Origin of the sequence: Polaribacter sp. BM10, assembly GCF_002005425.1 — a bacterium.
Classification (GTDB): Bacteria; Bacteroidota; Bacteroidia; order Flavobacteriales; family Flavobacteriaceae; genus Polaribacter; species Polaribacter marinaquae.
In genome coordinates this window covers 890,296-904,184 of the sequence record NZ_CP019704.1, presented here as the reverse complement: position 1 = coordinate 904,184, position 13,889 = coordinate 890,296, and the positions used below count along the sequence as shown (strand labels likewise).

Sequence of the window (13,889 nt, the reverse complement as noted above, 5' to 3'; positions counted from 1 at the left end):
TACTTTAATTTATATTATAAATTAAATCCCGCCAAAAGCGGGATTTTTTATTTTCTAGGATGATATGTTTCTACAACTTCTTTTAAGTATGATCTGTCTAAATGAACGTATATTTCTGTGGTTGTTATACTTTCATGTCCTAACATTTGTTGTATAGCTCTTAAATCTGCACCATTTTGTAATAAATGTGTTGCAAAAGAATGTCTTAAAGTGTGCGGACTAATTTTTTTATGTAAACCAATATCTGATGCTAACTTTTTTAGTATCATAAAAATCATTTGTCTAGTTAAAGCTTTTCCTCTTCGATTTAAAAATAAAGTATCCTCATGTTCCTTTTGAGGTTTTATATGCACTCTAATTTGATTTATATAAATTGAAATGTATTTTTGAGCTTCTTGGTGAATTGGAACAAATCTTTCTTTATTTCCTTTACCTAATACTCGTATAAATCCTTCTTCAAAAAATAAATCTGAAATTTTTAGTGTTATTGCTTCACTTACACGTAATCCGCAGCTATAAATTGTTTCTAAAATTATTCTATTTCTTTCACCTTGCGGATGACTTAAATCGATTGCAGATATCAATAAGTCGATTTCTTCTTGCGATAAAGTATCAGGTAATTTTCTTCCTATTTTTGGTGTTTCCAGTAAATCTGTCGGATTTGTTGTTCTGTAATCTTCAAATATTAAATAATCAAAAAAACTTCTTAAACCAGAAATTATTCTAGCTTGACTTCTTGGATTTACCTTTTTAGCAACATCATAAATAAATAATTTTATTGTCTCAGCGTCAATTGTAACAGGAGTGTTCATAATATTATTTTCTGTAATAAAGGAATACAATTTTTCTAAGTCTTTTGTGTAGCTTACTATTGTATTTTTAGAAAGACCTCTTTCTATTTTTAAATACATTTGATAATCTTTAATTGCGTGTTGCCAATTCATGACGTAAATTTAGTAAATAAAAAAACCATCCAAATAATGGATGGTTTTAAAAATTTATAAAAACCCTATTCTTAAATAGTTTTAGAATAACTTCCGTTTTTAGGTTGTAAATCGCCTGTAATTATTAAAATTAAATCAATAATATACCAAATTCCAAAACCTCCTAAAGTGATTAATTTTAAAACTCCCAATAAAGTGTATCCTAGATAGAACCTATCTACACCTAATCCTCCTAAAAAAAGAGATAATAATAAAGCTGTTACTTGGCTTTTACCAGAATTAGCAGCCGCTGCATAAGTTGTTACTTCTTTCTTTTCTACTTTATTGTCTTTAATCACTTCTACAATTTCCTTAGTTTTTTTTACAGGGAAAGATGCATGTGCATTAAAAGAAAAAGCAAAGAAAGCAAATAATAATGTGTAAATAGTTAATGATTTTTTCATAAAGTTTGGTTTTTTTTAAGTTATTTGTGTCAAATATAGCAGATTTCTATGAATAAAAATATTATAATTTTAGTTAGTTTATTAACCATTTTTAATCTGTTTTCTCAAGATAAAAAAGAGTTTGATTACGAGTTGTTAGGTGCATTAGCGTTAGAATCTAATCAATTGATTTCTTATAAAATAGTTTTTAATGCTAGAGAAAATGGATTTATAGAAGGATATTCTTACACAGATTTATCAGGAGAAAACGAAACCAAATCATACATAAGAGGTTATTATGATGTGGAATCTAAAAATATTCAGTTTAAAGAAAGTGATATTTTATATACAAAATCTGAGTTTTTACCAGAAGAATTTTGTTTTGTAAGCTTTAAAGGGAAATTTAAAGGAGAAACTAAAAAAAAGCTCTTAGAAGGTAATTTTATAGGTATTTATGATGATAGAGATACTTGTGCAACTGGAAAATTAAAATTAGTTAGTACTAAGTTTGTTGAGAAAAAAATAAAAAAAGTATATAAGAAAGTAAAGAAGATTAATAAAGTTAAGAAAATTGACAGTGTAGTTATTGCCGAATTAGAGCCGGAAAATTATCTAAAAAAGTTTAGCGAAACAAAAATTAGATCAGGAGAAAAAGTATCTGTATTTGTTTATACAAGTAAACTTAAAATGGAAATTTGGGATTATGGTAAAGAAGATGGTGATGTAATTACGATACTTAAAAATAATAAACCAGTTTTAGAAAACTATACTGTAACAAAAAAGAAGAAATCAATCACCTTAAATTTAGAAGATACCAATAACTTAATTAAAATTATTACAGTAAACTCTGGTAAATTAAAAACTAATACTGCAAAGTTAATTTTATACGATTTTAGAAGAGAGTATGAGGTTGTTGCTGATTTAGAGGAAGGTAAAGAAGCTTTTATTAATATTGTGAAATTGAATGTTAAAAAGTAGCTTTCAAATTAATTCATTTGAGTTAATTTAATTCCTTTTTGAGCAAATTTTACGTGCAGAACCAAGATACTTTTGTAAGAGAATTTAAACTAAAATTTTTAATTATGAAGAAAGTATTATTTATTGCATTTTTAGCAATAGTAGGTTTAGGTAAAGTAAATGCACAAGAAGGTGTTTTAAATGGAGGTTTTAATGTTGGTTTACCAACAGGAGATGTAAGTGATTTAAATAGTTTTACTTTAGGGGCAGAGTTAAATTATATGTTTCCGGTAGCTGAAGGTTTCACATTAGGACCATCTGTACAATATTCACACTTTTTTGGAGAAGAAGTAGAAACTATTGGAGGTACATTTGATGTATCAGATTCTTCTTTCTTACCAATTTCTGGTGCAGCAAGATTTAACGTTTCAGAAAAATTTGTTTTAGGAGCTAACATAGGTTACGCTTTAGGATTAGATGAAGGAAACGATGGTGGTTTTTACTACAGACCAATTGTTGGTTACAAAATTGGAGATACAACACAATTAAATTTATCATATTCGGGTATTAGCAATGATAATCTAACATTTTCTAACGTAAGTTTAGGGGTAATGTTCGGAATCTAAGTTAGATTATTTATAATAATACACCAAAACGGAGGCAAATGCCTCCGTTTTTTTTGTAAAAAAAATGTATTTTTGAAATATGAAAATAATTATAATTAACGGACCAAATTTAAATCTCTTAGGAAAACGTGAACCAGAAATTTATGGTTCTAAATCATTTGAAGATTATTTTAGAGAATTACAATTAAAATTTGATAATATAGAATTGTTTTATTTTCAAAGTAATGTTGAAGGAGAACTTATTAATAAATTACATGAGGTTGGCTTTAGTTATGACGGTATTATTTTAAATGCCGCTGCTTACACGCATACTTCTGTTGGTTTGGGTGATGCAATAAAAGGTATTCAAACTCCGGTAATAGAAGTTCATATCTCTAACATTCATGCAAGAGAAAAATTTAGACAGCACAGTTTTATTTCACCAAATGCTAACGGAGTTTTATTTGGTTTTGGTTTAAAAGGATACGATTTAGCAATACAAAGTTTTTTATAAATCAAGTTTCATTTTGATGTTTGCTCTTTCGTAGTGAACATCCTTTTCTAAAGGAATTTCAACAAATCCAACCTTTTTATATAAGTTTATTGCCGTTTCTAGTTTTCTGTGACTGTAAAGAATGATATTTTCCCATTTTTTCTCTTTAGCGAATAATATGCAATGATTTATCAATCTTTTACCAAACTGTAGCCCTTGATATTCTTCTAAAACTGCCATTTTACTTAATTCAAAATAAGATTTTTGATTGATAAAAGCTGCTGTACCTATAATCTTAGAATCTAATTTTATAAAAAAAATGAAACCACCATTATCAATAATATATTTTTTAGGATTACTTAAAACTTTTTCGTCATAAGGCTCAACATAAAAGAATTTTTCTAACCAGTTAACATTAAGATTATAAAAAACTTTAGAATACCTATCTTCAAAAGAAATAATTTCAAACGGTAAAATTTTATGAGACATAGAATTTTTATGATTTAAGCTAAATAAGAAAATTTTGAACGTAAAAATAATACCTTTCAACGAAAGACAACGGTTAATCTATTTAAAAAAATTATATTTGTATTAGCCCTATAAATTAAACAATGCAAAAAGATAAATGGCTTTTTGAAATAACGCCAAAAAACAATTTATTAGATTTAAACTTAAAAGAAGTATGGCAATATCGAGATTTACTTCTTTTGTTTGTAAAAAGAGATGTTGTTACGTTATATAAGCAGACAATTTTAGGTCCACTTTGGTATCTAATTCAACCATTATTTACCTCTGTAATATTTACGTTGGTATTTAATAATATCGCTGGTATTTCAACGGGAGAAATTCCACCTTTTTTATTCAATTTAGCGGGTGTAACTACTTGGAATTATTTTAAAGAATGCTTAACAGCTACTTCTGATACTTTTAAAAAAAATGAAGCCATTTTCGGTAAGGTATACTTTCCGAGAGTTATAATGCCGATGTCAATAGTGATTTCTAATCTGTTAAAATTTGGTATTCAAATATTTATATTTGTTTGTTTCTATCTTTATTATGTTATTTTAGGATATGACATACTTCCAAATATATATATATTATTTTTTCCTTTATTGATTATTGCAATGGGGATGATTGGTTTAGGCTTAGGGATGATTATTTCATCTATGGTAACCAAATATAGAGATTTAACTTTTTTAGTATCTTTTGGTGTTCAGTTGCTAATGTATTTATCTGCAGTGATGTATCCTTTAGATTTAATGAGAGAAAAGTTGATAAATGCTGAAAAAGGAATTGATTATTCTTGGGTTGTAGATATAAATCCAATAGCACATTTAATAGAATTTGGTAGATTTATACTTTTAAATGATGGTGATTTTTCTTCTTTCGGAATTGTTTATACATCAATATTTACAATTATAATTTTCTTTTTAGGATTATTGATTTTTAATAAAACAGAAAAAACTTTTATAGATACTATTTAAATATGAGTAAGGAAGTTATTTTAAAAGTTGAAAATTTATCTAAACAATATCGTTTAGGAACTTTAGGTACTGGAACAATAAGCCATGACTTAAATCGTTTTCTAGCTAAAATTCGAGGAAAAGAAGACCCGTATTTAAAAATTGGTGAATCTAATGACAGATCTTCTAAAGGAGAATCAGAATACGTTTGGGCGTTAAAAGACATCAATTTTGAAGTAAAAAAAGGAGAAGTTCTTGGGATTATTGGGAAAAACGGAGCGGGAAAATCTACATTATTAAAAATACTTTCTAAAGTAACTGGTCCAACCACAGGTTCAATAAAATCAAATGGTAGAATTGCTTCTTTGTTAGAAGTTGGTACTGGTTTTCATCCAGAAATGACAGGAAAAGAAAATATATTTTTGAATGGCGCTATTCTTGGAATGACAAAAAAAGAAATAGCTTCTAAATTAGATGAAATTATAGCATTTTCTGGCTGTGAACGTTATGTTGATACGCCTGTCAAACGTTATTCTAGCGGAATGAAAGTGCGTTTGGCATTTGCTGTTGCAGCACATTTAGAACCCGATATTTTAATTGTTGATGAAGTTTTAGCAGTTGGTGATGCAGAGTTTCAAAAAAAAGCCATTGGTAAAATGCAAGATATTTCTAAAGAAGGAGGTAGAACTGTTTTGTTTGTGAGTCATAATATGGCAGCAGTTAAGAGCTTGTGTACGAGAGCTTTTGTTATATATAACGGAGTAATTGATTTTGAAGGTAAAGTAGAGGATGCTATTAATGAGTATTTAAAAGGAGGGAAAGCTAATTCTTTTAAAGAAAATTATGATATTAGAAAAGGGAATGGTTTAGTTAAAATAGTAAAAACTGAAATATATGGAGAAAACCAAAACGTATCACCTCAAACTGCAAAACCTTTTCATTTAGAGTTTTATCTAGAAAATAGTAAAAATAGTATTGAAACTAAAGATCTTCGTTTAGATGTAAAAATAGATGATCAATATGGACAAAGAATAGGATGGCTGAGCAATTGGTTACATAAAGTAGAAAATCTTGAAAAACCTAATTCAATTTTATTTAAATTAGAAAACTTGCAGTTAAATGTAGGAAGATATTATATAAGTACAGACATGTATTATAATAATACTAGAACAGATTGGTTACAAAACTATACATATTTTGATGTTACTGAAGGTGATTACTATACTAACGGAAAAGTGATTCCTATTGAAGAAGCTAGAATTTTATTAGATTTTAATGTAAGTTTTAAGTAATGAGAATACTATTTATTTGCCCGGATATTAATAAACCTACGGGAGGTATTAAACAAATATATAGACAAGTAGATGTTTTAAATAAAAACGGTTTTAAAGCTTTTATCTTGCATCAAAACCGTTCTTTTAAATGTACATGGTTTTATAACTCTACCCCTATATTATATAATTCTAAGATTTTTAAGGATATAGAGCTTCTAAGGTTTGGGAAACCAAAAGGGGTACAAAAGATTAGAAAATTTATAAAGAAAATAGTAACTTATAAAATAAAAAAAATAAATAATCAAAATATAGAAATAACAGAGTCAGATATTTTGGTTTTTCCTGAGGTTTATGGTAATAAGGTGGCTAAACTATTACCAGGTATAAAGAAAGTAATCTATAATCAAGGATGTTATCAGACTTTTTTTGGACATAATTTAGATTTAAATAATAAAGAAACACCTTATTTAAATATAGATTTAATAGCGATAATAGTGAACTCAGAAAATGGAAAAAAATATATAAATTATTCATTTCCCAAAAAAGATTTATATAGAGTACACTATGGTATCGATCGTAATAATTTCTGTTATCAGAAAAATAAAAAGAGACAAATAGCTTATATGCCTCGAAGGTTAAGAGTTGATTTGTTACAAATAATTAATATATTAAAATTTAGAGGCGTTTTAGAAGGTTGGGAATTAGTAGAAATAGATAACATGACAGAGAATCAGGTTGTTGATGTACTTAAAGAAAGTGCTATTTTTTTGAATTTTAGTATTAACGAAGGTTTTGGTATGCCACCTGCTGAAGCTATGGCTTGTGGTTGTTTGGTTATCGGTTATCCTGGGAAGGGAGGAGATGAATTTTTTAAAGAAGAGTTTAGTTATCCAATACCAGATAGAAATGTTTTAATGTATGCACAAAAATTAGAGCAGTTACTACTTAACTATGATAAAAATAAATTAAAACATTTAGAACAAGGAAAAAAAGCATCTGAATTTATCTTAAAAGAATATGCTATTGAAGTTGAGGAAAATGATATAACATCTGTTTGGACTACAATTTTTGAAAAAAATAATTTTAATAAATAGTTGAAATATAACTATCTTATTAGTTTTAAATTAAATATGCATAAGGTTTCTATTATTTTACCCAGTTATAATCATAAACGATATTTGTTAGATAGATTAGATTCTATCAAAAATCAAACATATAAGTATTGGGAGTTAATTATAATAGATGATGCATCCACAGATGGAAGTATAGAGGTACTTAAAAAGTTTAAGGAAGAAAATTCAGATAAAATATCAGATTTCATTATTAATAAAAATAATTCTGGTAGCGGATATAAATCTTGGCAAAAAGGAATAGAATTAGCAAAAGGAAAATATATATGGATTGCTGAAACAGATGATTATTCTGACTGTTATTTTTTAGATAAATTAGTTAATGCCTTAGAAAATAATTCTAAAGCAGTTTTAGCTTTCTGTACTTCTGTTTATGTTAATAAATACAAAAAAATAATGTATACCTCTGAAAAAAGAACGCAAGATTTAGAGGTAAATAAAAAAACATCAAAAGTATTTGATAATAATTTTTTTATGGATACCGTTCTTTTTAATCCATACATAACAAACGGTAGTGCAGTTGTGTTTAAGAACCCTTCTGAAAGTATCCCAAATAAATTATTTAGCTATAAACAATCGTCAGATATGTTTTTATGGACTTATTTAATAAAAGATAGCAGTTTTGTATTTGTAAATGAGCCTTTAAATTATTTTAGAAGACATGACGATTCTACTACAGTAAAAAATAACATTAAAAATTTAAAAATGATTTATTTAGAAAAAATCTCTTTTTTAAATTTTTTTAATTTTGAAGATAAAAAAAAGGAATTTCTACAGCATTACATTAAGTATTATGTATGGAATAACAAAAAGCAGTGGTATAAAATAAAGTTTTTATACCAGCTAAATGATAGTAGATTTTTGGCTTTTTTATATTACAAACATCTACTAAGGTTTTTGATAAACAAAATTTAAATAATGGCTAAAAATAACTTATTAGTGTCGGTAATTATACCAACATACAATAGAAAGCAATATTTAGAAAAAACAATACTAAGTGTATTAAATCAAACATACAAAAACTTAGAAGTTTTAGTTATAGACGATGGGTCTTCTGATAAATATGCTAAATCCGTTTGTGAAAAATATAAAAAATGTTTTTACTATTATAAAAAAAATGGAGGAGTATCATCTGCAAGGAATTATGGAGTAAAAAAAGCAAAAGGAAGCTTTATTGCTTTTTTAGATGATGATGATATATGGATGAAAGAAAAATTAAAAATCCAAATAGAGGCGCTTAATAACCATAATGATATTGATTGTGTTCATGGTCCTGTAGAAGTGATAGATGAGTGTAATACTAGAAAAGGTATATTCTATGGAGCTTCAAAAGAAAAAATACATAAAAGATCTGGATATGTTTTTTGGAATGCACTAGGAGTTTGGCTGGTAAAAGCCTCTACACCACTTATTAGAAAAGAAGTTTTTAAAGGAACTCTTTTTTTTGATGAAGATATAGAAGTAGGAGAAGATACAGATTTTTACCAAAGAATGTTTTTTAAACACAAAGTGTTGTATATTGACAAAGTTTTAACTCAATATAGAGTGTATTCAGAAAGTAAAAGTTTATCGTCTCAAGTAGAAAAATATAAAGGACTTGAGGAAAAAATTTTTAACAATTTTATTAAAATGGGTATAAAAAATCCAATTATTTTGAATAAAATTGCTAGAAAATTATTGCTTTCAAAAATTAAGAATTTAAAAAAATCTAATAATGATATAAAATTAGGCTTTTTTGAAAAGTATTTTTCACCAATTCATACCTTAAAAAATATAAAATGATGACACATATTTTGGTTACAGGAGGAGCAGGAAACGTTGGAAGTTCTCTGGTAGCAAAACTTTCGGAGAATAAGAATAACAAAATAATTGTTTTTGATAATTTATTAACAGGAGATCTTAACAAAGTTCCAGATAACGAAAATGTAATTTTTATTAAAGGAAATGTTAATGATTACAATGATATTTCTGGAGTTTTTTTTAGGTATAATTTTAATTATGTTTTCCATTTTGCTGCAGTAGTAGGTGTACAAAGAACATTAAATAACCCACTTTGGGTATTAGAAGACATTAAAGGATTTGACAATATTTTAAAATTATGTAAAAACACGAATGTAAGCAGAGTCTATTTTTCTTCTTCTTCAGAGGTTTATGGTGAACCTTTTGAAATACCTCAGAATGAAAAAACAACACCTTTAAATTCAAAATTACCTTATGCCATAGTTAAAAATTTAGGAGAATCTTATTTAAAATCTTATCATCAAGAATTTAATTTACATTATTCAATTTTTAGGTTTTTTAATACCTATGGTCCAAACCAAAGTGATGATTTTGTAGTTCCAAAATTTATTGACTTAGCTTTAAGAAATGAAAATATAACCCTTTATGGAGATGGTTTACAGACAAGAACTTTTTGTTATATTGATGATAATATAGACACTATTATTAAAATACATGAAAACTCTTTAGTAAAAAATGACGTTATTAATATTGGAAATGATATAGAGTTAACGGTAAAAAAGTTAGCTGAGTTAGTTGTTAAATTAACAAAATCAAAATCAAAAATAGTTCATGCACCGGCCTTAAAAGAAGGAGATATGAACAGGAGATGTCCTGATATTAAAAAGATGAAAGAAATTTTACAAAGAGACTTAGTTTCTGTAGAGGAAGGGATTCTTAAATTAATTGATTTTAAGAAAAACAATACAAATGTTATCAAATAAATTAAGAAAGTTAAAAAAAACCATTAAGGAAATTGATAAAATTCATAGAAGTAATGATGATGCGTACGCCTTACAATTTATTTTAAAATTATTTCCAGAATATAGTTATTTACCATTTACACCTTTTTCTTTAAATCCATTTACCATTTTACATATATTAAATGATATTTTGTTTAATGACAGAAAACAAATTTTAGAGTTTGGTTCAGGAATATCAACAATCATTATTTCTAGGTTTATAAAAATAAATAATTTAGAAACCAAAATTTTAAGTTTTGATAATAATGAAGGATGGTTAAAAATAATATCAAAAGAATTAGAAAAATATAATTGTTCAGAATCTGTTAATTTAGTCCATAGCGAATTATCAAAACATAATAAAGTTACCTATAAAAAATATAATAATGAATATTGGTATGATTTAAATGAAGTTAATAAAAACATAAACACATTAACAAAAAAGATTGATTTAGTAATAGTAGACGGTCCTAGTACAGATACGTCTAACTATGTAAGATATACGGCTATTCCTGTGATTAACGAAATGTTATCTAAATCTTACTGTATATTTTTAGATGATACAAAAAGGCCTTACGAAAAAGAAATTTTATTAGAATGGAATATATATTTGAAAGGAAATCTAAGATACCAGAAAGTTTATGGTACTATTACCAAAGGCGATAATTTTTCTACAAATCCATTAAGTCACTAAAAATTACGGTCTATGAGGATTGGAAATAACCCTGCTAAAGAAAATAGTAATTTAGAAATAGAATCATATCATAGGGTTGTTATACCCGTATATATACCTAACCTAGAAGAAAATTATTTTAAAGATGGTTTAAAAATATTAGCTTTATGTTTAGAATCTCTTTTATTAACAATACATTCTAAAACCAGAGTAACTCTTATAAATAATAATTGTTGTTCTGAAGTTGTTGATTATTTAAATAAAATATATCAATCTAACGATTTAGTAGATCAGTTACTGCAATCTAAAGTTAATTTAGGTAAAATAAATGCAATTTATGCAGCAGTAAAAAGTAATTTAGAACCTTTAATATCTATTTCGGACGCAGATGTTATGTTTTTACCTAATTGGCAAAAAGAAGTAGAAAAAATAATAGATGTATTTCCAGAGGCAGGAATGGTTTCTCCTGTACCTACAAGCTTAGGCTATAGATCAGAATATATGTACAACACTATATATTATGCCTTAACAAAAGGTAAATTAAAATTTTCTGATGTTCAGGATTCTGATGCATTAGAGAATTTTCAAAAAAGTATAGGAAGAAAAAAAATGTATAACAAACAGCATTTAAGTAAGTATTTAACAATTAGTAAAGGCAATATTAATGCTGTAATTGGTTGTGGTCATTTTGTAGCCACTTTTAGAGCAGAAGTTTTTAAGAAAAGCCCTAATGAGGTTTGTATGCATAAAATTGTTGGTGGTAGTGAATCTGATTATTTTGATATACCCAATGATAAAGCTAATTTACTTAGGCTAGCTACACCTGGTAATTATGCATACCATTTAGGAAACACCAAAGAGCAATGGATGATAGAAGAGTTAGATAAGATTAAAAATAGTAATTTTATAAACAATCCTTTAAAATCTCTCTCGAGTGTAAAGTATGTTAAAAAACAAGGTTATTTTATAGGTAAAATATTACATAAAATTTTGTTTAATAAAGCAAAAAAAATATATTTTTCGTACAAAGGAATGAAAGCAGATTATTAATTATGTTAAAAGAAACACGTATTTTAATATCTAACATAGGATTACCTTCTAACATTATTGGTAGTTGGTCAACTAGATTAAGTAAGTTTATTACAAGTAATCCAGATTTCTTTGATTATATTTTATCTCCTGAAAAAGAGGGGACAAATAATATATTTTGTCAAAAAAAAAAATTTATCACCTGGAATAAAAAAGTTAGAAATCTAAACTTAAAGCACTGGGTGGCTAAAGATTATTTGATTGCAATATCCAACTTATCAAAAAAAACAAAAAAAATGACTATTGTTGTTTTAGATGATACTCATCTCTTAGAAGCAATTGCTTTAGAAAAAAACAAATTTAAATGTGAAATAAAATTGATTTTTTCTTTTCACGGTTTTAGACTAAATTTAAGCGAACTGATTTTAAATAAAATTGATAAAATACTTTTTTTAACAGATTTAAGTTACAGAGATGCGCTTAAAAAAAATCAAACTTTTACTCCAGAGGTAGAAGTTATAGGAAATGGTGTTGATTCATTAATATTTTATCCTTTACAAGGAGTTAATAAAAGTGAGCAAAAACATAAAATGGGGTTTAATTTTAATGACCAAATAATATGTTGGATGTCTAATTCTAGAAGAAAAAAAGGGTTACATATTTTTATTAAAATAATAGACGAAATTAATAAATTAAATATACCTGTAAAGTTTATTATAATAGGTTCTAATCTTGAAATTAACAAAAAAAATGTTTTTAATATTGGTCGAATTTCAAATCATGAAATGGCTAAATATTTACAAATATCAGATTATTACTTTTTTACTTCTCTATGTCAAGAAGGTTTTGGATTATCTTTACTAGAGTCTATAAAATGTGGTGTAAAAGTAATAACATCTAAAAATGGAGGAATACCAGAGGTTGTTATGGGGCTAGATAACATTACTGTTGTAAAAAAGCCGAATATTGTTAAGGAATGGGTAAATGCTTTTAAAAAATCATATAAAGAAGATTTAAAAAAATTGTCTATTGAACAAGCTTCTAAAATATGGAGTTATAAAGATTGGGATGAAAAATTTAAAAAATCAATACTTTAAAAGATCTTAAATTTGAATAATACATTAATAGAAATACAAGGAAGGAAAATAGGGATAGATTACCCACCATTTGTAATTGCAGAAATAGGAATTAATCACGAAGGTTCATTAAAAGTAGCAAAAGAAATGGTTGATGCAGCTTACAGAGCTGGTGCAGAGTGTGTAAAACATCAAACTCATATTGTAGAAGATGAAATGAGTGGGGCTGCAAAAAAAGTAATTCCAGGTAATGCAGATGTTTCTATTTATGAAATAATGAAGCGTTGTGCTTTAGATGAAGAAGATGAAATTAAATTAAAAGAATATGTAGAATCTAAAGGAATGATTTTTATATCGACTCCTTTTTCTAGAGCTGCTGCTGAAAGGTTAGAAAAAATGAATGTTGCTGCCTATAAAATAGGTTCTGGAGAATGTAATAATTATCCATTATTAGAACATATAGCCTCTTTTGCTAAACCTGTAATTTTAAGTACAGGTATGAACACTATAGAAAGTGTAGCTAAAGCGGTAGCTATTTTTAAAAAAAATAATGTTCCTCTAGCATTGTTACATACAACAAATTTATATCCTACACCACCGCATTTAGTTCGTTTTGGCGCAATGCAAGAATTGTCTAATAATTTTCCAGATAATGTTTTTGGACTTTCAGATCATACTATAACTAATCATGCTTGTTTTGGAGCAGTTGCATTAGGAGCCTCTATCTTAGAACGACATTTTACAGACCATATGCAAAGAACAGGTCCCGATATTATTTGCTCTATGGATGAAAACGAGTGTAAAGAATTAATTACAGGAAGTAATTTAATATGGCAAATGCGAGGAGGCACCAAAGAACCTGCTAAAGAAGAGCAGGTAACTATAGATTTTGCTTTTGCTACAGTAGTTGCAATAAAAGAAATTAAAAAAGGAGAGACTTTTACAAAAGATAATCTATGGGTAAAAAGACCTGGAACAGGAGAAATTTTAGCTGAAGATTATAATTCTATTTTAGGAAAGAAAGCAATTAGAAATATTGATTATGACACGCATTTAAGTCTAAAGGATATTTGTATATAAAA

At 26.7% G+C, this 13,889-nt stretch carries 16 protein-coding genes; 13 read left to right on the top strand and 3 right to left on the bottom strand.

What is annotated here, in order from left to right:
* Window positions 1-47: 47 nt before the first annotated feature.
* Both xerD and BXQ17_RS03940 read right to left on the bottom strand, forming a co-directional pair.
* The gene (gene xerD, locus BXQ17_RS03945) at window positions 48-944 is read right to left on the bottom strand and encodes a site-specific tyrosine recombinase XerD (protein WP_077809390.1); all 897 of its coding nucleotides are present in this window, start codon (window positions 942-944) and stop codon (window positions 48-50) included.
* Window positions 945-1,015: 71 nt separating this feature from the next.
* Window positions 1,016-1,387: a TM2 domain-containing protein gene (locus BXQ17_RS03940; RefSeq protein ID WP_077809389.1), complete on the bottom strand. Its 372-nt coding sequence runs from the start codon at window positions 1,385-1,387 to the stop codon at window positions 1,016-1,018.
* 48 nt (window positions 1,388-1,435) lie between these two features.
* Here BXQ17_RS03940 and BXQ17_RS03935 point away from each other — a divergent pair, with 48 nt between their 5' ends.
* The 3 genes from BXQ17_RS03935 to aroQ all read left to right on the top strand — a co-directional run bounded on the left by BXQ17_RS03935 (window position 1,436) and on the right by aroQ (window position 3,442).
* Entirely contained in the window at window positions 1,436-2,344 is a 909-nt protein-coding gene (locus BXQ17_RS03935) for a hypothetical protein (protein ID WP_077809388.1), read from the top strand.
* 104 nt (window positions 2,345-2,448) lie between these two features.
* The gene (locus BXQ17_RS03930; RefSeq protein ID WP_077809387.1) at window positions 2,449-2,949 is read left to right on the top strand and encodes an outer membrane beta-barrel protein; all 501 of its coding nucleotides are present in this window, start codon (window positions 2,449-2,451) and stop codon (window positions 2,947-2,949) included.
* Between the two features lie 79 nt (window positions 2,950-3,028).
* On the top strand, window positions 3,029-3,442 hold the full coding sequence (gene aroQ, locus BXQ17_RS03925; RefSeq protein WP_077809386.1) for a type II 3-dehydroquinate dehydratase: 414 nt from the start codon (window positions 3,029-3,031) through the stop codon (window positions 3,440-3,442).
* Here the strand turns inward: aroQ and BXQ17_RS03920 are convergent.
* Window positions 3,437-3,910 (bottom strand): GNAT family N-acetyltransferase, encoded by a 474-nt coding sequence (locus BXQ17_RS03920; RefSeq protein ID WP_077809385.1) that lies wholly within the window; start codon window positions 3,908-3,910, stop codon window positions 3,437-3,439. The genes aroQ and BXQ17_RS03920 overlap by 6 nt on opposite strands.
* A 122-nt stretch (window positions 3,911-4,032) precedes the next feature.
* On the opposite strand from BXQ17_RS03920, the gene BXQ17_RS03915 reads away from it, so the two are divergent.
* Genes BXQ17_RS03915 through neuB form a run of 10 tightly spaced genes read left to right on the top strand, consistent with a single transcriptional unit; the run spans window position 4,033 to window position 13,887 of the window.
* Window positions 4,033-4,905: an ABC transporter permease gene (locus BXQ17_RS03915; protein WP_077809384.1), complete on the top strand. Its 873-nt coding sequence runs from the start codon at window positions 4,033-4,035 to the stop codon at window positions 4,903-4,905.
* A gap of 2 nt (window positions 4,906-4,907) precedes the next feature.
* Window positions 4,908-6,176, top strand: a complete 1,269-nt coding sequence (locus tag BXQ17_RS03910) for an ABC transporter ATP-binding protein (protein ID WP_077809383.1) — start codon at window positions 4,908-4,910, stop codon at window positions 6,174-6,176.
* Window positions 6,176-7,252 carry a glycosyltransferase gene (locus tag BXQ17_RS03905; RefSeq protein WP_077809382.1) on the top strand — a complete coding sequence of 359 codons (1,077 nt, stop codon included), beginning with the start codon at window positions 6,176-6,178 and terminating at the stop codon, window positions 7,250-7,252. The genes BXQ17_RS03910 and BXQ17_RS03905 overlap by 1 nt, the downstream gene beginning before the upstream one ends.
* Before the next feature lie 36 nt (window positions 7,253-7,288).
* A complete protein-coding gene (locus BXQ17_RS03900; RefSeq protein ID WP_149025865.1) occupies window positions 7,289-8,203 on the top strand; it encodes a glycosyltransferase family A protein in 915 nt (304 codons plus the stop codon).
* A gap of 3 nt (window positions 8,204-8,206) precedes the next feature.
* On the top strand, window positions 8,207-9,070 hold the full coding sequence (locus BXQ17_RS03895) for a glycosyltransferase (protein ID WP_077809380.1): 864 nt from the start codon (window positions 8,207-8,209) through the stop codon (window positions 9,068-9,070).
* Window positions 9,067-10,011: an NAD-dependent epimerase/dehydratase family protein gene (locus tag BXQ17_RS03890; protein ID WP_187661426.1), complete on the top strand. Its 945-nt coding sequence runs from the start codon at window positions 9,067-9,069 to the stop codon at window positions 10,009-10,011. The genes BXQ17_RS03895 and BXQ17_RS03890 overlap by 4 nt, the downstream gene beginning before the upstream one ends.
* Window positions 9,998-10,723, top strand: coding sequence for a class I SAM-dependent methyltransferase (locus BXQ17_RS03885; protein ID WP_149025864.1), 726 nt, complete (start codon window positions 9,998-10,000; stop codon window positions 10,721-10,723). The genes BXQ17_RS03890 and BXQ17_RS03885 overlap by 14 nt, the downstream gene beginning before the upstream one ends.
* Before the next feature lie 12 nt (window positions 10,724-10,735).
* Window positions 10,736-11,752 (top strand): glycosyltransferase family A protein, encoded by a 1,017-nt coding sequence (locus BXQ17_RS03880; protein ID WP_077809377.1) that lies wholly within the window; start codon window positions 10,736-10,738, stop codon window positions 11,750-11,752.
* Between the two features lie 2 nt (window positions 11,753-11,754).
* A complete protein-coding gene (locus BXQ17_RS03875; RefSeq protein WP_077809376.1) occupies window positions 11,755-12,828 on the top strand; it encodes a glycosyltransferase family 4 protein in 1,074 nt (357 codons plus the stop codon).
* 12 nt (window positions 12,829-12,840) lie between these two features.
* Window positions 12,841-13,887 carry an N-acetylneuraminate synthase gene (gene neuB / locus BXQ17_RS03870; protein WP_077809375.1) on the top strand — a complete coding sequence of 349 codons (1,047 nt, stop codon included), beginning with the start codon at window positions 12,841-12,843 and terminating at the stop codon, window positions 13,885-13,887.
* Window positions 13,888-13,889 lie beyond the last annotated feature (2 nt).